We start from the raw sequence: 21830 nt of genomic DNA on the forward strand, positions 1-21830 counted from the left end.
AATGACTCATACTCTTAAAAGGACATTCGCCGTTCTGTTACTGGCGATTTTCGGAAGTACAATTCTTTATAACTGTGAACCGGATCCGGATTCTCTTGGAGAACAGCTCTTTAATCAGGATGCTGCACAGGGTAAAGAAACTCCCTATGAACTTATTGCTTATAATATCGATAATCATGACAGCATCAGAAGTGATGCTTCAAGACTTATCAATCTGTTGAATACCCAGGGTACCTCTACAAGTATCGGAGTGTTGGGAGCTTTTACAGAAAACAAATTTGGGATGCAGAAGGCTTCTTATCTTACACAGCTGAGAATGCCTACAGATAATTTTGATTTTAACGGACCTAACGCCAAGGTGGATTCTGTTGTTCTGGTGCTGAGAATGCCTGCTAATACAGCTGATGATACCTATTATCTTGCAGATTCATTAAAAGCACCGGGGGCCTATGACAATAATGACTTTCTGATTGGAAATGAAAAAGTGCCTGTTTCTATAGAAAAGAAAACCTATCCTGTTCGTAAATATGGTAAAATCGGAGGTTCATCCAATTCTATGAAGATAAATGTACATGAAATCACTACATTTATAGATCCTAGTTCCAAGACATTTATGCGCTCTAATGTGAGCGTAAGTACCGGAGCACTATTAGGTTCTGCTGTTTTTGATGGGAATGTAAGCAGTGTAACAGTGACCAAAAAGTCTGATAACTCTAATGTATTTACAGGCAATTTAGGATTCAGAATGCAATTGGATAAGGATTTTTTCCAGACTCGTATCATTGATAAAAAAGGCAAACCGGAGCTTCAGGATGCTGCTAACTTTATCAGATATTTTAAAGGGATAAAAATTTCTGCAGATGAAACAGATAAATATCTTTTCCAGTTTTCTGCTAATGACATGGAACTTATCATGTACTATAAATATGATAAAACGGATAATGGTGTTGTAACCAGACCGCAAACATCTCTTGCTTTCAATCTGGGGGCTGCCAACGCTCATATCGGGCAATATGAATACAACAGAACAGGATCAGAGGTTGCTGAGGCATTGAAAATAAGCAGTGCGGATAATGGTGATTCCAAGCTTTATGTGCAGGGAATGGGAGGTCCTTCCATAGGAATTAAAATTCCGGAATCGACTATAAATGCCCTTAAAGATTTGTATCAAAAAGATAAGGCGGGTATTGTAAGTGCTAAAATCAGGCTATATGTAGATCCTGAAACCTGGAGCAATAAACATTCCGTGGCCGGAGATCGTAAATTTACCATTCTTCCTGCAGATGATAAAAAAGGAGTTGATGGAGAATTAGTTTCCTCCGCCTTTACACCTGATCTTTTGGCAGGATTTACAATGTATTATTATAATAAGAGTCCGGAATATTATGATTTTGTAGTAACAAAGACCGTTAAAGATATTGTTGAAACAGCAGCAGCTAATAAGACCCTGCTTATCAATCCGGGTTCGTTTGTTAAAAATTCTTCAGGAAGTCTTTTGGGACCAAAATACACAACCAGGGCTTTTGATATGAACAGAACCATTTTTACAGGATCTCTTGATAAAACAAATGCAAATAGAGCTCAGTTAAGAGTTACTTACGCAACGAAGAAAAATTAAACACAATAAACACTAGACAAAATAAAATATGTGCGGAATAGTAGGATATACAGGTTTTCAGGATGCCTATGATATTGTTATCAATGGTCTTAGAAGATTAGAATACAGAGGATATGACAGTGCCGGTATTGTTTTGGAAAATGAAGATAAGAAACTGGAAGTTGAAAAAACAAAAGGTAAAGTAGATGATCTGGTGAGTATTTCAGAAGGGTTGAGAGGAAGAGCAAAGATTGGAATGGGGCATACCCGTTGGGCAACCCATGGGGTACCAAGTGACAGAAACTCACACCCGCATTTATCAAACAATGGGAAAATAGCAATTGTACACAATGGTATTATTGAAAATTATGATACCATTAAAACAATGCTTGTTGAAAAAGGATTTACTTTCAAATCGGAAACAGATACAGAAGTACTGGTTAATCTTATCCAGTATTTTATGGAATTGAATCCGGAAATAGATTTCCCGACTGCCGTGAGGTATGCATTGAATGAAGTGTATGGAGCGTATGCCATTACAGTTCTTCATGAGGATTATCCGGGTGTTTTGGTAGTAGGAAGATTAGGATCTCCTTTAGCAATAGGCATTGGGGATAAGGAATACTTTATTGCTTCCGATGCCTCCCCTTTTGTGGAATTCACAAAAGAAGCAATCTACCTGGAGGAAGGACATATGGCTACTATTTCCTTAGAAACAGGGGTAGACATCAGGACAATCAATGAAAACTCTAAAATCGAGCCGGAAATCCAACAGCTTAAACTGAGTCTGGAGCAGATTGAAAAAGGTGGCTATGAGCATTTTATGCTTAAAGAAATTTTTGAGCAACCTAAATCTATACATGATACCATGAGAGGGAGATTACTTGTAGGAGAAGGGATCATTAAAATGGCCGGAATCTGGGATCATATAGAAAAATTCAAAAACGCCAACAGAATTATCATCATCGCCTGCGGAACTTCCTGGCATGCCGGCCTTATCGGTGAATACCTTATCGAAGAATATGGAAGAATTCCTGTAGAAGTAGAATATGCTTCTGAGTTCAGATACAGAAACCCTATCATCACAGACAGAGACGTTGTAATTGCCATTTCTCAATCAGGAGAGACGGCTGATACTATGGCTGCTTTAAAACTGGCAAAAGAGAAGGGAGCATTTATATACGGGATCTGTAATGTGGTAGACTCTTCTATTGCCAGAATTACAGACGCCGGTTCTTATACTCATGCAGGTCCGGAGATTGGTGTTGCTTCTACAAAAGCATTTACAGCCCAGCTTACAATTCTTACTTTAATTGCATTTAAATTAGGGAAACATAACGGGAACCTAGGAAACGCAGATTTCATGAGTCTGATTGCTGAATTAGATGCTATTCCGAAGAAAGTGGAAGATGTATTGAGCTCTACACATGAACAGATCCAGGAGATAGCAAAAGATTTTGTAAATGCTACGAATTTCCTTTATCTGGGAAGAGGGTACAATTATCCTGCAGCATTGGAAGGAGCCTTAAAGTTAAAAGAAATTTCCTATATTCACGCAGAAGGATACCCTGCAGCAGAAATGAAGCATGGTCCTATTGCCCTGATTGATGAGAATATGCCGATTGTTATTATAGCTCCTAAGAAAGGACATTATGACAAAATTGTGAGTAACGTTCAGGAAATCAAGGCGAGAAAAGGAAAAATTATTGCCGTTGTTAACAAAGGTGATCGTCAGGTGAGCGAAATGGCAGACTATGTCATTGAAATTCCGGAAACATCAGAATGTTTCTCACCTATTGTGGCTTCAGTGCCTTTACAGCTGCTTGCTTACTATATTGCTGTATATAGAGGAGCCAACGTAGATCAACCGAGAAATCTGGCGAAATCTGTAACCGTGGAATAAAAAAAATGTTGTAAATAAAATAAATTTAGATTTCTTCCGTTATTTCAAAAAAAATCTTAAAAGTTTCTTAAAAAAATTATATATTTACGGCTTAATTATAAAAATTAACATGAAAAGGATATTTCTTTTATTATTGTCTGCGTCAGTAGCATCGGTATCTTGTTCAGGTGGTGGCAGCTCTTCTGTAGGGAAGCCAGGAACAAAAGGAGAATTGATACCAAGAGAAAAAACGAAATCATTTGTTGCGGAAAGACCATACGGAATGGTTGCAATTCCTGCAGGTTCATTTGTTGCTGGTTTAGCAGATCAGGATCCAACAAATACACCTGAAAAAGCATCATTGAAGACAGTTACTGTTTCTTCTTTCTTCATGGATGAAGCAGAGACTACTAATGCAGAATACAGGGTATTTATCAACTATGTAAGAGATTCTATCGCAAGAACCTTACTCGCTGAAGCTGCCGGAGAAGGTGGTGACGAAGGTGGGCGTAGAGGGGCAAGCATAGGAGATTATGCATACCTTGCTAAAAAAGAAGAAAACTTAACACCTTATCAAGAATATATGGAAGGCCAGGGTGGCCGGGAAGACGGAGGATATGATGCAAGCAAAAGATTAGACTGGAAGATTCCTTTACACTGGAGTACCTCAAAATATCCGGATGTAGAATATGCTGAAGTGCTGGAATCTATGTATCTTCCTGCTTCTTCAAGATTAGGAAACGAAAGAATTTTAGATGTAAGTAAGCTTAAATATACATACCGTTGGGGAGATATGGATGCTGCACTTGCTGATAACGAAAGAGGGGTTAATTATTTAAAGAGTGAAAGTATTGCAATTTATCCTGACACTACTGTGTGGGTAAAAGATTTTCACTTTGCTTATAACGAACCATTATTTGAACAATATTTCTGGCATAAAGCTTACAAAAACTACCCGGTAGTCGGAGTAACCTGGGACCAGGCAAGAGCTTATTGTAACTTCAGAACCAAATTAAAATCTGATTACAACGAAAGCTTAAAAAGAAAAAAACAAAAACCAATGATTTTCCGACTTCCTACGGAAATCGAATGGGAATATGCCGCAAAAGGAGGAATGCAAAATGCTACTTACCCTTGGGGAGGTCCATATTTAATGGATGACAGAGGTTGCTATCTGGCTAACTTCAAGCCTAAGCGAGGTAATTACATGGAAGACGAGAAAAAAGGTACTTATACATATACAGCTCCAGTTAAGAAATTTAAGAAAAATGGATATGGGTTATTTGATATGGCTGGAAACGTTTCTGAATGGACAGAATCTGCATACAACAATTCTTCATATGGATTCTCTTCTACATTAAATCCTTCTACAAAAGATAAAAAGGATACTAAAAAATCTGTAAGAGGTGGATCTTGGAAAGATATAGGATATGCATTGATGACAGGAGCGAGAGATTGGGAAAGAAAAGACTCAGCAAGAAGCTATATCGGATTTAGAACTGTACAGGATATTCCTGAAGCAGCTGTTAAACCAAGAAGAGTTAACAGATAATAAACCAGACAATTATTTTTCAATACAATTTTATTTAACACAAAAAAACTAACTCAATATGTTTAAGACTAAAGATGCTTGGATGAATTTCTTCTATTCATTCGGTGCTGCAATTGTAATTCTTGGAGCTTGGCTTAAAATTACTCACATTACCTTGGGACCCATTAACGGTAATATAGCTCTTACTGTAGGGCTTATTACAGAGGCGATTATCTTTATCATTTTTGCATTTGACCCTCCAAAAACTGAAGAGTCTTATGCATGGGAAAATGTTTATCCTGAATTATTAGATAAACATGCTAACCCAAATCCATTACACTCTAATGTAACAACCAAGAACGCAGGTGCTCAATTTGCTGAGTTAGAAAATTCCCTTTCCAATAAATTGGACAAAATGCTTGCTGATGCTAAATTGGACGTTCAATTATTTGAAAGATTAAGAACAGGAATTGATAAATTCTCAAACTCTGTAGATCAAATCAACCAAACAGTTGACGTATCTGCTTCTACTCATAAATATAATGACCAGTTAAACAAAGCTGCTCAACATATGGAAAGTATGAATGCTTTATATGCGATGCAGCTTGAGAACGGTAAAAAGCAATCTGAATTTGCTGCTAAATATGTGGCTGATATGCAGAAATCTGCAGAACAGTCTGAAAAATTCAATCAAGAGTTACAAGGTTTAACATCTAATCTGAACAGTCTAAATAGAGTTTATGGTGGTATGCTAACTGCTATGAAATCTTAATTCCTAACCATTTCTAAATTTAACTACTTAATCAAAAACAAAAACAGAGAATGGCACAAGGAAAACAGACCCCTCGTCAGAAGATGATCAACCTGATGTATCTGGTGTTCATCGCGATGATGGCCCTCAATATTGATGCAGAAATCATCAGGTCATACTATGACTCTACCAGAGCATTGAATGAAACAAGAACTTTAACAGAAAAAAAGAACGAAAAGATCTTTGAAAAAACACTTGAAGCTAAGGCGCAACAGGTACCAGATACATATGCACAACCCTGGGCACAGTATAAGGTATTGAAAGCTAAAATCGACGTGTTGGTGAAATCTGCTCAGGATGTTAAAGTTTTGTTAAAAAAACAATCTGAATTTCATGATAAAGATCCTAAAACAGGAAAAGATATTGATGTAAGTGAAAATTTTGCTGCATTAAACAATAACGAAGCAACTACTGAGTATTTCTTTACAGAAGGAGATGAAAATTCACCTTCAAAGAATGCATTGGATCTGAAAGCTAAAATTGATGATGTAAGAAATTATATCAATGCAACTTTTGGTAACAACCCTCAGCTTAGAGACCTGGTTGAAAGAGCAAACAAATCTCTTATTGCAGAATATCCTAAAGGAAAATCTCCTAACGATAAGACGTGGTTCCAGAATAAATTCTATCATCAGCCACTGATTGCTGCTATTTCTAACCTGGAGATTATCCAGAATGATGCCAGAAACGTTCAATCTGATGCATTAGCGTTATTACTACAGGAAAAAGTAGATGCAAGCATCAAGTTTACAAGCTACGAGCCAATCGTTTCAGGTCCGGTTGATATTCAGGCAGGTAAACAGGCAGAAGTGAAAGTAATGTTGGGAACTTATTCTAACAGCAATAAGATCAATATTTCCGGAGTAAGCAGAGTAGAAAATGGTAAAGGAATTATTCCAATCTCGGGTGCCGGAATCGGTGAACATAAGCTTGGAGGAACCATTACTTTGACAGACGCTTCAGGTAAACCACAATCTTTCCCTTGGACACATACCTATAACGTAATTGCAGGACCGAGAGAAGTAAAACTTGAAAAAGGATTACTATTATCTGCAGATAAGATGAATGTAATGTATAGAGGTTTGGAGAACCCTGTATCCGGTTCAATCTTAGGTGCTGATAACTCTAAACTTTCATTATCTGCTCCGGGTGCTTCTGTAAGAAATACAGGACCAGGTAAATGGGTGGTAAAACCTACAACAGGTACAACCGTTAAATTGACCCTGTCTGGAACAGATCCTTACGGAAAAACAGTTTCTCAGGTATTTGAGTACAGAATTAAAAATGTACCACCACCTCAGGGACAAATGAGAGGCCAGAATACATTGTCTATGCCGGCTACTTCTATACCGAATCAGACTGTACAGGCAGCTATTCCGGACTTTGACTTCCCGGTTTCATTTACTGTAACTCAATTTATGGTAAGAGTTCCTGGCAGAGCAGCATTGTTAATTCATGGTAACTCATTGAATGATGCCGCAGGATTAATCAAAAATTTAAGAAGTGGAGATGTGGTATCAATTTTTGATATTAAAGCAACAGCTCAAGGTTTGGAAGGTCAAACACTTAAAAACATTACTCCTATATTAATTAATGTTCAATAGGACTAAAATTGTAATTAATTATGAAAAAATATATTAGCACCCTTTTAGTATTAGTTTCGGGATTTGCATTTTCCCAGACTATTCTGAATGCTTCTTCTCCGGAAGAGTTCAGAAAGATGAGAGAGGAGAATAAACAAAAAGTTGGTGATACTATTATAGATAAAACAGTAAAGCCTCTTGAATATGGGTTCGTAGAAGATAAAGACATCCTTAAGAGTATGTTTGTTTGGGAGATTATCGATATGAACGATAAAATCAACCAGCCTTTTTATTATGACAATCCGGATGGCCTTCTTTCCACCCCTACAAGATCACTATATCAGCTGTTGCTGGATGCTGCGTTGAGTGGTAAGATTGAACAAGTTTATGATGATGAAAACTTCACCGTAAAACTTTCACCTGAAGGGATCCAAAAAAGATTGGAGAATGTTAGAATTAATGACGCTGCTATCGATATCCTGAACTCCGGAAGACAATTGACGGAGCAGGAGAAAAAAGAATATACCGATGTATTTAAGACAACCACAGATAAAGTAAAAGTTCTTAAAATAATGGGTATGTGGTTCATTGATAAGAGAGACGGACAGATGAAATACAGACCTCTTGGTATTGCAGCCATGGGCCCGGATCCTGCTGTGCAGGGAGTTATTGGTCCTGATGGAAAACCTATTGCAGGAAATGATGAACTTATCGATTTATTCTGGATTTTCTATCCGAATGCAAGGGATATTTTGGCAAACAATTATGTTTTCAACAGAAAAAATTCTTCAGCTGATTTATCTTTCGATGATATTATTAATGCCAGAAGATTTTCTTCTATAATCTATAAATCTTCAAGCGGTTTAGGAGACGGTATAATTAAGGATTATATCCCTAAAGATGCTGACGATCAGCTGGAAGAAAGTGAAAGAATCAAGAAGCAGATCCTTGAAATGGAAAATGATATGTGGAATTACTAAATTTCATTTGATATTTATACAAAACCTGAGTATTTTTACTCAGGTTTTTTTATTTATGAGAAATGTAGATTATATCATTGTGGGAGATGGGTACGCAGGACTTTTTTTTGCTCATCAGTTGATTAAGAACAATAAGTCTTTTGTTATGTACTCTGAAGGAAAGAAGAGTGCTTCTCAGGTATCAGCCGGAATTATTAACCCGGTTGTTTTAAAGAAATTTACAACATTCTGGAAGGCGCAGGAACAAATTGATTTTCTTAAGGAGACTCTGGATGAGATAAAATTATATACAGATAAAGATTTCCTGATCAATGCTCCGATTCATAGAATTTTCCATGATGAGAATGAACAACAACTCTGGCTTAAAAAATCCGGAAATACAGAATTGTCGGGTTTTCTTGACAAAAATTTCATTCATATAGATGTGGTAAAAAATGATTTTCTTACGGGAAAGGTAAATCAGTCTGCCAGGCTTGATGTTAATGGATTTTTCATGGGTTTACTCAGTTATTTTGAAAAAAATGATTATTTAATAAAAGAAAAATTCGATTATAGACAGTTGGATCCTTCCGGGTCCACATATAAAGATATCCATTTTAAAAATGTAATCTTTTGTGAAGGAATGGGAGTGAAAGATAATCCTTATTTTTCCCATATTGAAGTGAATCCTAATAAAGGACATCACATTAAAGTTAAACTTTCTGAGCCTATTCCGGAAAACAGGACGATTAAAAAGAAACATTTTTTATTTCCAACAGGAAACGGGCTGTATTTTTATGGAGGAACTTATGACAGGGATCAGCTTCACCATCATATCGATCAGTCAGCAGTGGATCAACTGATCAATGGTTTGTCTGAGTTTTATCCGTATGATTTTGAGATTGCTGAAGTACACTTTGGTTTCCGCCCCACTGTAAAGGACAGAAGGCCGATTATAGGCAGGCACAACGCATTCGGTAATTTATATGTTTTTAATGGATTGGGAGCCCGGGGTATTTTGAATGGATGCTATTTTTCAAGGGATTTATATCGTTTTATTGAAGAAGAAATCCCATTGCATACAGAAGTTTCATTAAACAGGTTCAGTAACAAGCCCTAAAGCATTATTATATGGATGAAAATGTATTAGGTATCATTGCAGGTGTTCTTACATCCGTTTCTATGATTCCACAACTTGTAAAAGTAATAAAGGAAAAAAATGTAGAAGATATTTCTTTACTTATGCTTTTGGTGCTTATTTCAGGGCTTTCACTCTGGGTATGGTATGGTTTTGTAAAAGACGAGCTTCCTATTATCCTGTCTAATTCATTTGCAGTTTTGGTGAACTTAAGTCTTTTGGCCTGCTATATTATGTACAATAAGAAAGAAGAAAAACATTAAAAAAGACGCCTTATCAGATAGGGCGTCTTTATATTTTAACTGCAGGATATAAAATTACTGAAGTACAAATTTAGCCAAAGGTGCCATTCTTGCTTTGTTTAAAGTAAGTGTATTTCCATTTACAGAATAATTGTCTGCGGCAAGAATTGCTTTTGTAAACTGGTTTTCGATATCAAGATCTTCACAAGCCATCATAGTAGACATTCCCTGGTTGAACTTGATTCTCATCACATCAGGTTTGATCTCAAATGTGCCCCCTAATCCATTACATCCTGCATGTCCTTCATATCTCATACCATTCATGTCAAGTTTAAAGTAAGGATTGTTTTTCGGATTTTTCAATTGAATAGGTTTTCCGTTTAGCTCGGTAAGCTTCCAGGTTTTTCCTGTAATATCTGTAGTTGTTTGTGCTGTGGTCGTTTTACAAGCGGTTATAGATACCATCAATAGAAGTGCGGATAAATAATAAAATAAATTTTTCATAGTTTAACTTTAAATGAATATTATTCACTATGCTAATACGATGCCATTTTTGCAGGACCTGTTTCTTTTTTGTCTTTTTTAAGGTGAAAAAGAACCATGTCTACATTCTTCTTTAAAAAAGTAATATTTCCTTTAATATCAGAATACTGGTATTCTTCATTGGAAGCCGTATATTCTGGAAGGGCATCACTCTTTTTAAGATCATAAGTTTTTCCGTCCAGGTGTATGGTAGCTGTATTTTTTGTAGCATTGATGGTGACTTCTATTTTTTCCCCGTAGCTGTCTGTATATACATTTTTAGTAATATTATCAGTGTTTTCGGGAGCTATAGAAGTAATTGTCTCAGCTTCTTTTCCGGGATGCTTACATGCTGTTGTTGAGAGGGCAACCCATCCTATAAGGATGGCTGTTAATAATTTTTTCATAATAATAAGTGATTTTAAAGTGTTTCATGAATATGGTGTTAATAGTATATAAAAATACGAATATTTTTAATAAATATATGTTAAATTTATTTAAAATAATAATGTTGTTTTAGTAGTGTCTTATAGACTCATCAAAACCTTTTCATGAAACGAAATGATAAAAAATCTTAAGATATTTAATAAGAAAGCAACATATGGTGTTTGCTTTTCTCAAAAAATAAAGCAGTCTTTTTTTTCATTTTCATTTGTTGTTTTAAATTTTTGGCAAAATTAATTTAAAAAACAGATAAAGTCAATAGGGAAATGCTAATAATTTGAAATCATGATAATATTCATTTGGTTTTGTTTATATTTTTCTGCAAAACAATCTGCTATTAAAACAAAATCTATAAATGATGCTTAGATTATAGACTATTGTAATCTTATTAAAAGATTTTAAAAAGTATATAAAATTTTCTGCAAGAGTAGGGCAGTTTTCAGTTTCTTATTCAGCTTTTTTAAAGGAGCGTTAAATTTTGTTAATCTATTATGATAATAACATAATCTAAGTGTACATTTGCCACTTCAAAATGAGAAACTTTGTAGTATATTTTTTAACCGGTCTATTTCTGCTTTTTATAGTAGAAAGCAGGCTTAATGTTAAAACACTTCGGAATGATTATTCCGGGCACGTTTCTCATCATATGCCTAAAAAAGCCAATCGTTTGAACCAAACCTATGAGAAATTATCGGTTCAGCAAATGGCAGACAATATTGATACTACCTCTTTAGAACTTACCGAAAACGACTTTCAGCTGTCTGACGTATTTCAGGCTATCGCAGTTTTTGCCAGCGTTTTTAGTCTGGTATATGTTTTTGGGTTAAAGAGCTATAAACAATTCAAACCTGATATCCACGGTTTTGTTTTTGGTCTCGCTACCAAAAAATTTCTACTGATCCGTTCCATTAGAATTTAAAATTTCAACTTTCCGATGATTTCTGCCTGTGTTTTCAGGTGGAATATGCTTGTGTGCTGCAGATGCCGGTAATCATCTCTTCACCATATTCTCTCTATTACCATGTATATCTATTCAAACATTAACGATTTATATTAAACTCTAGAATTATGATGAAAAGAGTTGTCTCAAGCATTGCATTAAGCATCCTGTTATTGGCTGTTGGATGTAACAAGAAAAAAGAGGAGAAAGAAGAAGCCTCGGTTTATCCCGTAACATCACCTGTAATAATGGACACAGTAATTCATAAAGAATTCGTGGCCCAAATCCAGTCGGTGAAGAATATTGAAGTCCGTGCCCAGGAAAAAGGATTCCTGGAAAAAATCTTTGTAGATGAAGGACAATATGTGACTGCAGGGCAGACCTTATTCCGGATTATGCCCAAGCTGTACCAGGCAGAGCTATTAAAAGCAAAAGCTGAAGTAGAGCAGGCTTCCATTGAACTGAAAAATGCAAGTACATTGGCCGGTAATAATATCGTGTCTAAAAATGAAAAGGCAATGGCGAAAGCCAAATTAGACGCCGCGAATGCAGAAATGAAACTGGCTCAGATTCACTTGTCGTTTACAGATATCAAAGCTCCGTTTTCAGGAATTATCAATAGAATTCCTTTGAAACTGGGAAGCCTGGTAGATGAGGGAGATCTGCTTACTTCTCTTTCTGACAATACCAGTATTTACACTTATTTCAATGTCTCGGAACCGGAATATCTGAGCTACCAGACCCATGCTGCAGACAGAGGAAGTAATGAGGTGTCACTGATTACGGCCAATGGGGAAACCTATTCTCAAAAAGGAATCATTCAAACCATTGAAGGTGAATTTGATAATGAAACCGGGAATATTGCTTTCAGAGCCAAATTTCCTAATCCCGATAAACTTCTTAGAAATGGGGAAACAGGAAAAGTACAAATGGCAATGCCGGTTCATAATGCCCTCATTATTCCGCAAAAAGCTACGTACGAAATCCAGGATCAGAAATATGTATTTGTTATAGACAAAAACGGAACAGCAAAATCCAGAAATATTAAAATTGCCTATGAGCTTCCCGACCTGTATGTGGTTGGGTCAGGACTTTCGAAAGGAGACCGGATTCTTTTGGAAGGAGTTCAGAAAGTAAAAGACGATCAAAAAATAAAAACAAAGTTTCAGGATCCTGAAAAGGTTCTTCAATCATTGAAATTAAAAGCAGAGTAGTATACTCAAAAATGAAACAGTATGTTTAAGAAATTCATTCGCAGACCTGTTCTGTCTATTGTAATCTCATTGATTATTGTATTTTTAGGAGTTTTGTCGCTAGTTAAATTACCGGTGACTCAATTCCCGTCCATTTCTCCGCCTAAAGTAAATATTACGGCAGAATATCCCGGGGCAAACAATGAGCTTTTGATTAAATCCGTTGTTATTCCATTGGAGAGGGGGCTGAACGGGGTGCCGGGTATGAAATATATGACTTCGGATGCCGGAAATGATGGTGAAGCGTCTATTCAGATTGTATTTGACTTGGGAACCGACCCCAATGTAGCTGCAGTAAATGTGCAGAACCGGGTATCTTCAGTCGTGAATAAACTACCTCCCCTGGTAGTACGGGAAGGGGTAAAGATTACCCGTGAAGAACCCAATATGTTGATGTACATTAACCTGTACAGTGATGATCCTAAAGCCGATCAGAAGTTCCTTTTCAACTACGCGGATATTAATGTGATGTCCGAATTGCGAAGGGTGAGTGGTGTAGGCTTTGCCGATATCCTGGGTACGCGGGAATATGCCATGCGGATCTGGCTTAAGCCGGATAGACTTACGGCTTATAATATTTCAGCTGATGAAGTCATGGAATCCCTGAATGAGCAGAGTTTGGAAGCATCTCCCGGTAAAACAGGTGAGAGTTCCGGAAAACGTTCACAGTCTTTCGAATATGTATTAAAATATCCGGGACGTTTCAATAATGAAAAAGATTACGGAAATATTATCCTGAAGGCAAAGCCGGATGGAGAATCTGTGAGGCTGAAAGATGTGGCTGATATAGAATTCGGAAGTTCCATGTATGATATTTATTCCACATTGAACGGAAAGCCTTCCGCTGCGATAACAGTAAAACAGTCATACGGATCTAATGCAAGTGATGTTATCAAAAATGTGAAAGCATTGATGAAGGATCTTGAAAAAAATAATTTCCCGAAAGGAATGCATTACGATATCAGCTATGACGTTTCAAGATTCCTGGATGCTTCCATGGAAAAAGTAATACATACTTTGTTTGAGGCCTTCGTTTTAGTTGCAATAGTGGTGTTCCTGTTCCTGGGAGACTGGCGTTCCACTTTAATTCCTGCCTTGGCGGTTCCGGTTTCACTAGTGGGTACATTTGCTGTAATGTCAGCCTTTGGAATTACCCTGAATATGATTTCCCTCTTTGCTTTGGTAATGGCGATCGGGGTTGTGGTAGATGATGCGATTGTAGTCATTGAAGCCGTTCATGCCAAAATGGAAGAAAAGCATCTTTCACCATTGAAAGCAACGGAAGAAGCAATGCATGAGATCAGCGGGGCTATTATCGCTATTACACTGGTCATGGCATCCGTATTTATTCCGATTGCATTTATGTCTGGTCCTGTTGGTGTGTTTTACCGTCAGTTCTCTATTACAATGGCTTCATCCATTATTTTATCAGGAGTAGTGGCACTTACATTGACACCGGCATTATGTGCCTTGATCTTGAAAAACAATCATGGTAAACCTAAAAAGAAAACTCCGGTTACCCTCTTCCTTGATAAATTCAATAACCTGTTTACAAAAGGAGCTGGCAGATACGAAAAATTGCTGAATAAAACAGTGACGAAAAAAACAATAACATTACCGTTATTGCTGGCATTTTGTGCCTGTACATTCTTTCTGAGTAATTCCCTGCCTTCAGGATTTATTCCGGCAGAAGACCAGGGAATGATTTATGCAATTATCCAGACACCACCGGGATCTACATTGGAAAGAACAAACCAGATCGCCAGGGAACTTTTAAGAGAGTCTGAAGATATTGACGGTGTACAGTCTGTTTCTTCACTGGCAGGATACGAGATTCTGACCGAAGGTACCGGATCCAACTCCGGAACCTGTCTGATCAACCTTAAGAGCTGGGAAGACCGCAAGGAATCTGCTGCGGAAATTATTGAAAAACTGGAAGAAAAGGCTAAAAATATTCCGGGAGCAAATATTGAATTCTTCCAGCCTCCTTCCGTACCGGGATATGGTGCTGCCGGAGGTTTTGAGCTTCGCCTGCTGGATAAAGCCGGAAGCGGGGATTACCATAAAATGGAGCAGGTAAGCAACGACTTTGTGAAGGAGCTGAAAAAACGTCCGGAACTGGGATCGGCATTTACGTTTTATTCTGCAAGTTTCCCACAATATATGCTTAAAATAGATAACGATCTTGCAGAGCAGAAAGGAGTAACAATTGAAAAGGCAATGGATAACCTGTCTACCCTCATTGGTTCCAATTATGAAACGAGTTTTATCCGTTTCGACAGACCCTATAAAGTGATTGTTCAGGCAGGCCCTCAATACCGCGCCTTACCATCTGACCTGTTGAAATTATATGTGAAAAATGATAAAGACCAGATGGTTCCGTATTCAGATTTTATGAGATTGGAAAAGGTATACGGATTATCGGAAATTACCAGACACAATATGTATAACTCTGCAGAGGTGAGCGGAACTCCGGCACCGGGATACAGTAGCGGTCAGGCTATCAAGGCTATCCAGGAAGTTGCAGATAAAACACTTCCGAGAGGTTTTGGTATCGACTGGGCCGGGATTTCCAAAGATGAAGTAAGCCGTGGAAATGAAGCGGTTTTTATCTTCCTGGTGTGTCTGGGTTTTGTCTATCTGATCCTTTCTGCCCAATATGAGAGCTTTATTCTTCCGTTGCCGGTTATTTTATCTCTTCCGGTAGGTATTTTCGGGGCGTTTTTATGTTTAAAACTTTTAGGATTGGAGAATAACATCTATGCACAGGTAGCAATGGTGATGCTGATCGGTCTCTTAGGTAAAAATGCCGTATTGATTGTAGAGTTTGCCGTTCAGAAAAAAGCTGAAGAAGGAATACCGGTAGCAAAAGCCGCTATTGAAGGAGCTGCTATCCGTTTCCGTCCGATTCTGATGACCTCATTTGCTTTTATTGCGGGACTGATTCCGCTGGTTATTGCAACAGGCCCGGGAGCTGTCGGTAACAGGACAATTGGTACTGCGGCGGCAGGAGGGATGCTGATAGGAACCATTTTCGGGTTGATGATTATCCCCGGATTGTACTACATCTTCGGAACGATTGCCGATAAGTCCAGATTGGCAAGATATGAAGAAGAGAATCCTTTAACAGAACAAACAGAACCTTATGAACACGATGGAAAATTCGAAGACTAGAAATATAATAACCGCCATTGCCTTATCACTTGTTTTAGCAAGTTGTAAGGCGCCGATGGCGACCGTCATAAAAGACGAGGTAAAAGAAAATATACCTCAGAATTTCAATCAGGAAGAGCAGGCTGATGAGAATAACAACAGTGGGACTACTCCCTGGAGACAGTTTTTTACCGATCCTAATCTTGTAAGCCTTATTGAAATTGCCCTGAAAAACAACCAGGAGCTTTTGATTACTCTTCAGGAAATAGAAATTGCAAAAAGTGGCGTTTTAGCCAAAAAAGGAAAACTGAGCCCTAGTGTTTCTGCGGGAATCGGAGCCGGGCTAAAGAAAGCAGGACGCTATACCAGTGAAGGAGCAGGGGATGCCAGTACGGAAATGGAGCCGGGGAAAAAGATTCCGGATCCACTGGGAAATTTTGAAGCAGGCTTAAATACCAGCTGGGAAATTGATATCTGGAAAAAGCTAAGGACAGAAAAAGAATCCGCAGTAGCCCATTACCTTTCAACAGTAGAAGGGAAAAATTTTGTATTGTCTAACCTTATCGAAGAAGTTGCTGATCATTACTACGAACTGTTGGCGCTGGATAATCAGCTTGATATTATACAACAATACATCAAGCTCCAGCAAAGAGCCCTGGAAATATCAAAAATCCAGAAGGAAGCTGCAGCTGCAACAGAACTGGCTGTGAAAAAATTTGAAGCCGAGCTGGCCAAGTCAAAGGCTTCGGAATATACGATCCGCCAGGAAATTGTAGAAAAAGAGAATGAAATCAATGCATTGCTGGGAAGATATCCGCAGCCGATTGCCAGAACTAAGGAAAGTTTTATTTCAACAATCCCTCAGACAATATATACAGGGATCCCATCACAATTATTGGCTAACCGGCCGGATATCAAACGGGCAGAACTGGAACTGAAATCTTCAAAACTGGATGTGGAAGCTGCAAGAAAAGAGTTTTATCCTTCCCTTGAAATTTCAGCAACGTTGGGGTTGGAGGCTTTTAAGCCTTCATATCTCGTTAAAATGCCCGAATCTATTGCTTACAATATGGTTGGGGAATTAGCAGGGCCACTTATCAATAAAAGTGCAATAAAAGCTAACTTTCAAACAGCTGATGCCAAGCAAATTCAGGCGCTCTATGAGTATGATAAAACTATTTTGAATGCTTATCTGGATGTAGCTAACCTGATGTCGAAAATTAAAAATATAGATCAGTATTATCAATTGAAATCTCAGGAAACAAAAGCGCTGGATCAATCTATTGATATTGCCAACCAATTGTTCCGGAACTCCAGGGCGGATTATCTTGAAGTGCTTTTAAACCAAAGAGATGCACTGGATGCCAAAATGGAGCTGATAGAAGCTAAGCAGAAACAGCTGAGCACAGTAGTTGATATCTACAAAAGCTTAGGTGGTGGCTGGAAATAAAACATCATAATTCAATCAATAAACAGTTAATGTTTGAGGGTTCATTCTTAGGAGTGGGCCCTTTTTTATTGGAGCAGTATGATGTCTGTCTCATAAAAGCGGTGTCTTTTTTCACCAGAATTACAGTTTCGTCTTTATTGTACGTAAAATAAATTGTTAAAGACTAAATACTTTGCTATATTTATAGAATCAAAGTATCACAAAATTAGCCGATCATGAAAAAAATTCTCTTAGTCATTTTGGGGATTATTGTTATTCTTGCTGCAATATTGCTCATTAAAACCTATACTTATCCCTTTAAGAAGAATATGGCTGATGCAGGAGAAGGATGGAAGCCTGTAAAAAATGATTCTGCAATACTGCGGCTTTCGGGGGGAATAAAGATTCCTACAGTCTCTACAGGAAGTTTGGGAGAATTTGATTATGCACCTTTTGCCCGGTTTAAAGAATATTTAAAAATATCTTATCCATTGGTATATCAGCATGCGGAAAATGTAGAAGTAAATCAATATGGCCTGGTATTCAGGCTCAAAGGAAGTAATCCCGCACTTGAACCCATCTTGTTTCTTGCGCACATGGATGTGGTTCCTCCCGGTGATGCCGATATCAAAAATAAAGAAGACAATATTTTTAAACCGGATGATACACCTTTGTCTCCTGTTACAAAAGTTGCAGAAGATTGGGATTATGCTCCGTTTTCGGGAGCTGTAGCGAATGGCAGGATTTATGGCAGGGGAGCAATTGATATGAAAGGAATGCTTTTCTCTTTGATGGAATCTATGAATAATCTGATCAGAAACAAACAAATTCAGCAACGTGATATTTATCTGGCATTTGGGTTTGATGAAGAGGTTGGAGGACAAAAAGGAGCCATGCAGATTGCCGGTTATTTTAAAAAGAAAGGATTGAAGTTTGATGCTGTTTATGATGAAGGAGGATTGATTATGCGAAAAGGCAATGTAGCAGGAATAGATTCAGATGTTGCTGTAGTAGGCTGTGCTGAAAAAGGCTTTCTTTCAGCAAAAATAAAAGTGAAAGGTCTTGGCGGGCATTCTTCCATGCCTCCTATGGAAAGTGCAATCGGGAAAGCAGCGGTTATTATGAAGCGGCTTGAAGATGATCAGATGAAGCCTATGATAACCCCTTTGATTAAAGAGTTTTTCGATAATATTGGTGGTGCAATGCCTTTTACGAGCAGGCTCGCAATTGCCAATCAATGGCTTTTAAGACCACTGTTGCTATCAAAACTAACTAAAAATAATACCACTAACGCCCTGGTGCGCACCACTACTGCTCTAACGATGATGAAAGGAAGTGATGGGACAAACGTGCTTTCTCCTGAAGTGGAATTTGTAGTGAATTTCCGATTGCTTCCCGGAAATACGGTAAAAGATGTCAGGGAACATATTGCCAGAGCTACCAAAGGTTTTGATGTTGAGGTGGAAGAAATCGATAATACAAGAGAAGCTTCCGGTATTTCCCCAACCCATACAAAAGCTTTTAAAATGATAGAAGCAGGCGTTAAGGAAATTCATCCCGGGGCAATTGTTACTCCTTATCTTACAATGGCAGGTACTGATGCCGGCAAATATGAGATTGTAAGTAAAAATGTATACAGGTTTATGCCTATTAAAATTACTAGCGCAGAACAGCAAAGTATCCATAGCACAAACGAATATCTTAGTATAGAAAACTATATGAAGATGATCCACTACTTTGAATATATCATGAAGAACTATGATAAATAGCTTTCAGCTTTGTGGGCAAATGGGTGAAAGACGTAATATGGATACTTTTTACATTAATACATAAAAAAAAATAACACGTCAAGTTTTGTCGCATTACGGTAATAGCTTTGTCTCATCAAAATTACAGAGCTATGGAATTGCCATTTTACTTAAACTTTAAAGACTTTGAAAACCATTATTATGACAATCTTGAAAAATGGTTTGAAGAATATTATAATACAAGCGAAACAGATTATCTGAAAGCTCTTGCTGATTTATACAGCCCTTATCTCTATTATAATTTTATAGAAGATAAGTTGAAGGCAGATGCTTTTATCGAAATTAAAGACTGTTTTTTTCCTTATCATGATAAGATAGGAATCTCTTTCTGTTCTCATTGCGAAAAAGGGGATGCGCCTCAAAAAGGCTTAAATCAGGTATTTGAATTTAAAAATATCTCAATGATGGAGTATGCACAGCATATCCTCGATAAAATCAATAAATACTGCTCGAAAAATCAGAATGCTCTGGATGGTAGTAAAAATATCCTTGATTATATCAATAATTATGATATTGTCACATCGATGGATGGAGTGGGATATTGTATCAGTTATAATCGCCATCAGAAGGTAATCCCTTTTTTGAAAGCTTATTTACCCTATTATGGGCAAACCGTGAATATGGCGATATACAGGGACTTTATTTTCTCTATTGCGGATATTGCTGAATTTATTGACCAGAAACTTAAAGCAATGCATGCATTTGAACACTCTATATATTGTCAGTCAAAAGCTGAAGCTAAATTCAAAGTGCAGATGAGCCGACAGTTTTTGACGCTATGTAACTAAATTTATTGACCAGAAACTTAAAGCAATGCATGCATTTGAACACTCTATATATTGTCAGTTAAAAGCTGAAGCTAAATTCAAAGTGCAGATGAGCCGACAGTTTTTGACGCTATGTAACTAAAATTTTACACCAAACATTCATAACTTAACTATATTGTAAGAAGACCTTGGGTTTTCTAAACCAATTCCGGCCAGTAATGGCCGGAATTTTTCTATTGAATGATTTTTAAAAATGTTTAAAAATTGAGAACTATTGTTTTTTGTAAGGAATATTCCAGATCAAATCTGCCGCCAGATAGTGTACTCCTCCCTTATGAATACTTTTGCTATCCCGGATAAGATCATCCATATATCCTATATCTACAGTGAAAGGAGAATTGGGAATAGTAAACATATAATAAGCAGCAATACGCATTTCACGGTAACCGAAAGCAGTCCATTGAGAATCAGGTTCGTTAAGGTGGCTGATGGAAAATAATGCTTCAGCACTTAATGCCAGCTTCTGATTATTAACAGGCGATACATTGTAGGTAATCTGACTTTTAATGCGGGTCCTGAATTGGAAATCTTCCTCAACCTGGTGGAAATCCGCATCAAAAAACTTCCTGAACTCCTGACGTACCGTATTTTTTAATTTCCATTTTCTTCCAAGATCAAAAGTATAGGCATACCTGCCATAAACCCTGAACTCCTGTTCCGTACTTTCTTTATTGTAGGGCGCTGAACTTTCGTATTGTGGCTGTCTCCGGTAACTGATTGCATAGCTGTATTGCTGATGAGGTGCGAAGGAATGGTAAACTTCGTGGTTGAGAACAAAGATTGCCTGTTTTGAAAATAAATTATCATTATCCGGGCTGCTTTTACGGCCAATGGCAATATAGCTTAATGCTTGCTTTTTTCCCAGGGAATCCAGCTGGCGCTTCACTCCAAAAGCCGACCAGAATGCGGTGCTGGCATCTCCCAGACCAGGCGGGCTGATCTGTGCTTTTACAAGACTCCCCAAACACCCTGTTATACTTAATAGGATAAGGACTTTTTTAATACCAGACATCATGAAAACTGTTTTATTATTAATGTTAATGTTTGCGAAATCATAAGGTTAGATAAAGTGCCGGTGATACGCAGAACATATATTTTGTCAAAACAAAATTATAAGGCTTTATGAATAGAATGTTTATTCAAAAATCCTCAATACTGTTTAAAAACAAGACAAAATAAGGGTTTGATTTAGGAAAGATTTGGGAATAACAATAATTATTAAGAAAAGATTTGAGTTTATTCAATCTCAATTTTTCTCTTTGACATTGGAAGAAAGAAATAAAGTATTTGATCTGAAATTAAACGCTATTTGATAAGTTAGATCGTTTATTAACGAGGATTTGAAATAAGAATAGATTGAAAGTATGTTTATATCGGATCAGGAGCAAAAGTTGGGGACATAATAAATTGGGTCTGGATATAAAAAATTCTGTTCATTATTGATGAGCGCCAAAATTATTGAGATCGTTTTTCACGCAAAGTTTTAAAAAAATAATGTTCTATTTCAAGTAGGCAAAGAAGGCATTATAGCTGCTGACTAAGCGCATGCAAAGTGTTCGCTTCATCAGAAGCGATTAAAAATCGATCATTTCTTAGCTTACTTAAAATAAAGAGTATCAAAAAGAAACCTTTACGTGAATTTTAAAAATTAAATAGATCTAAATGTTATAAGACCACAACTTTTGCGTTTGATCCCTTTTTTTAATGACCT

Annotated in this window: 17 protein-coding genes; 14 read left to right on the forward strand and 3 right to left on the reverse strand. The window is 37.3% G+C overall.

All coding sequences use genetic code 11. The features are described from left to right. Window position 1 precedes the first annotated feature (1 nt). The 8 genes from OK18_RS12160 to OK18_RS12195 all read left to right on the forward strand — a co-directional run bounded on the left by OK18_RS12160 (window position 2) and on the right by OK18_RS12195 (window position 9764). Window positions 2-1618, forward strand: coding sequence for a DUF4270 family protein (locus tag OK18_RS12160; RefSeq protein WP_053328159.1), 1617 nt, complete (start codon window positions 2-4; stop codon window positions 1616-1618). A 28-nt stretch (window positions 1619-1646) separates the two neighbouring features. Next, window positions 1647-3500: a glutamine--fructose-6-phosphate transaminase (isomerizing) gene (gene glmS / locus OK18_RS12165; protein WP_050022415.1), complete on the forward strand. Its 1854-nt coding sequence runs from the start codon at window positions 1647-1649 to the stop codon at window positions 3498-3500. Window positions 3501-3609: 109 nt separating this feature from the next. Further along, entirely contained in the window at window positions 3610-5031 is a 1422-nt protein-coding gene (gene porK, locus OK18_RS12170; protein ID WP_053328160.1) for a T9SS ring complex lipoprotein PorK/GldK, read from the forward strand. A 58-nt stretch (window positions 5032-5089) separates the two neighbouring features. After that, on the forward strand, window positions 5090-5782 hold the full coding sequence (gene porL, locus OK18_RS12175) for a type IX secretion system motor protein PorL/GldL (RefSeq protein ID WP_050022414.1): 693 nt from the start codon (window positions 5090-5092) through the stop codon (window positions 5780-5782). A 50-nt stretch (window positions 5783-5832) separates the two neighbouring features. After that, the gene (gene porM / locus OK18_RS12180) at window positions 5833-7425 is read left to right on the forward strand and encodes a type IX secretion system motor protein PorM/GldM (RefSeq protein WP_053328161.1); all 1593 of its coding nucleotides are present in this window, start codon (window positions 5833-5835) and stop codon (window positions 7423-7425) included. Between the two features lie 20 nt (window positions 7426-7445). After that, window positions 7446-8384 carry a type IX secretion system ring subunit PorN/GldN gene (porN, locus tag OK18_RS12185; protein WP_053328162.1) on the forward strand — a complete coding sequence of 313 codons (939 nt, stop codon included), beginning with the start codon at window positions 7446-7448 and terminating at the stop codon, window positions 8382-8384. Between the two features lie 55 nt (window positions 8385-8439). Further along, window positions 8440-9483, forward strand: coding sequence for an NAD(P)/FAD-dependent oxidoreductase (locus OK18_RS12190; protein WP_053328163.1), 1044 nt, complete (start codon window positions 8440-8442; stop codon window positions 9481-9483). An 11-nt stretch (window positions 9484-9494) separates the two neighbouring features. Then, window positions 9495-9764, forward strand: coding sequence for a SemiSWEET transporter (locus OK18_RS12195; RefSeq protein ID WP_053328164.1), 270 nt, complete (start codon window positions 9495-9497; stop codon window positions 9762-9764). A gap of 54 nt (window positions 9765-9818) precedes the next feature. Here OK18_RS12195 and OK18_RS12200 read toward each other — a convergent pair whose 3' ends face one another. Next, window positions 9819-10247, reverse strand: coding sequence for an META domain-containing protein (locus tag OK18_RS12200; protein WP_053328165.1), 429 nt, complete (start codon window positions 10245-10247; stop codon window positions 9819-9821). Window positions 10248-10279: 32 nt separating this feature from the next. Then, window positions 10280-10672 carry a hypothetical protein gene (locus OK18_RS12205; RefSeq protein ID WP_050022412.1) on the reverse strand — a complete coding sequence of 131 codons (393 nt, stop codon included), beginning with the start codon at window positions 10670-10672 and terminating at the stop codon, window positions 10280-10282. A 569-nt stretch (window positions 10673-11241) separates the two neighbouring features. Here OK18_RS12205 and OK18_RS12210 point away from each other — a divergent pair. The 6 genes from OK18_RS12210 (at window position 11242) to OK18_RS12235 (ending at window position 20080) form a co-directional block, all read left to right on the forward strand. Then, entirely contained in the window at window positions 11242-11628 is a 387-nt protein-coding gene (locus OK18_RS12210) for a hypothetical protein (RefSeq protein WP_050022411.1), read from the forward strand. 152 nt (window positions 11629-11780) lie between these two features. Next, window positions 11781-12863 carry an efflux RND transporter periplasmic adaptor subunit gene (locus OK18_RS12215; RefSeq protein WP_050022410.1) on the forward strand — a complete coding sequence of 361 codons (1083 nt, stop codon included), beginning with the start codon at window positions 11781-11783 and terminating at the stop codon, window positions 12861-12863. Window positions 12864-12884: 21 nt separating this feature from the next. Further along, window positions 12885-16076 carry an efflux RND transporter permease subunit gene (locus OK18_RS12220; protein ID WP_053328166.1) on the forward strand — a complete coding sequence of 1064 codons (3192 nt, stop codon included), beginning with the start codon at window positions 12885-12887 and terminating at the stop codon, window positions 16074-16076. After that, complete coding sequence (locus OK18_RS12225; RefSeq protein ID WP_053328167.1) at window positions 16048-17505, forward strand: TolC family protein; 1458 nt, start codon at window positions 16048-16050, stop codon at window positions 17503-17505. Before OK18_RS12220 ends, OK18_RS12225 begins: the two co-directional genes overlap by 29 nt. A gap of 215 nt (window positions 17506-17720) precedes the next feature. Then, window positions 17721-19253: a M20/M25/M40 family metallo-hydrolase gene (locus OK18_RS12230; RefSeq protein ID WP_053328168.1), complete on the forward strand. Its 1533-nt coding sequence runs from the start codon at window positions 17721-17723 to the stop codon at window positions 19251-19253. Window positions 19254-19384: 131 nt separating this feature from the next. Beyond that, window positions 19385-20080 carry a hypothetical protein gene (locus OK18_RS12235; protein ID WP_050022408.1) on the forward strand — a complete coding sequence of 232 codons (696 nt, stop codon included), beginning with the start codon at window positions 19385-19387 and terminating at the stop codon, window positions 20078-20080. Between the two features lie 250 nt (window positions 20081-20330). On the opposite strand, the gene OK18_RS12240 is transcribed toward OK18_RS12235, so the two are convergent. Further along, entirely contained in the window at window positions 20331-21134 is an 804-nt protein-coding gene (locus OK18_RS12240; RefSeq protein ID WP_082129186.1) for a DUF2490 domain-containing protein, read from the reverse strand. Window positions 21135-21830 lie beyond the last annotated feature (696 nt).

The organism is Chryseobacterium gallinarum, assembly GCF_001021975.1.
GTDB lineage: Bacteria > Bacteroidota > Bacteroidia > Flavobacteriales > Weeksellaceae > Chryseobacterium > Chryseobacterium gallinarum.

Excerpts from the sequence above, each read along its gene's own strand:
- OK18_RS12235 (WP_050022408.1), top strand. The coding sequence starts at position 19,385 with ATGGAATTGCCATTTTACTTAAACTTTAAAGACTTTGAAAACCATTAT.
- OK18_RS12240 (WP_082129186.1), bottom strand. The coding sequence starts at position 21,134 with ATGATGTCTGGTATTAAAAAAGTCCTTATCCTATTAAGTATAACAGGG.
- porM (WP_053328161.1), top strand. The coding sequence starts at position 5,833 with ATGGCACAAGGAAAACAGACCCCTCGTCAGAAGATGATCAACCTGATG.
- OK18_RS12220 (WP_053328166.1), top strand. The coding sequence starts at position 12,885 with ATGTTTAAGAAATTCATTCGCAGACCTGTTCTGTCTATTGTAATCTCA.
- OK18_RS12215 (WP_050022410.1), top strand. The coding sequence starts at position 11,781 with ATGAAAAGAGTTGTCTCAAGCATTGCATTAAGCATCCTGTTATTGGCT.
- OK18_RS12195 (WP_053328164.1), top strand. The coding sequence starts at position 9,495 with ATGGATGAAAATGTATTAGGTATCATTGCAGGTGTTCTTACATCCGTT.
- OK18_RS12190 (WP_053328163.1), top strand. The coding sequence starts at position 8,440 with ATGAGAAATGTAGATTATATCATTGTGGGAGATGGGTACGCAGGACTT.
- OK18_RS12210 (WP_050022411.1), top strand. The coding sequence starts at position 11,242 with ATGAGAAACTTTGTAGTATATTTTTTAACCGGTCTATTTCTGCTTTTT.
- OK18_RS12230 (WP_053328168.1), top strand. The coding sequence starts at position 17,721 with ATGAAAAAAATTCTCTTAGTCATTTTGGGGATTATTGTTATTCTTGCT.
- porK (WP_053328160.1), top strand. The coding sequence starts at position 3,610 with ATGAAAAGGATATTTCTTTTATTATTGTCTGCGTCAGTAGCATCGGTA.
- porL (WP_050022414.1), top strand. The coding sequence starts at position 5,090 with ATGTTTAAGACTAAAGATGCTTGGATGAATTTCTTCTATTCATTCGGT.
- OK18_RS12200 (WP_053328165.1), bottom strand. The coding sequence starts at position 10,247 with ATGAAAAATTTATTTTATTATTTATCCGCACTTCTATTGATGGTATCT.
- OK18_RS12160 (WP_053328159.1), top strand. The coding sequence starts at position 2 with ATGACTCATACTCTTAAAAGGACATTCGCCGTTCTGTTACTGGCGATT.
- OK18_RS12225 (WP_053328167.1), top strand. The coding sequence starts at position 16,048 with ATGAACACGATGGAAAATTCGAAGACTAGAAATATAATAACCGCCATT.
- OK18_RS12205 (WP_050022412.1), bottom strand. The coding sequence starts at position 10,672 with ATGAAAAAATTATTAACAGCCATCCTTATAGGATGGGTTGCCCTCTCA.
- glmS (WP_050022415.1), top strand. The coding sequence starts at position 1,647 with ATGTGCGGAATAGTAGGATATACAGGTTTTCAGGATGCCTATGATATT.
- porN (WP_053328162.1), top strand. The coding sequence starts at position 7,446 with ATGAAAAAATATATTAGCACCCTTTTAGTATTAGTTTCGGGATTTGCA.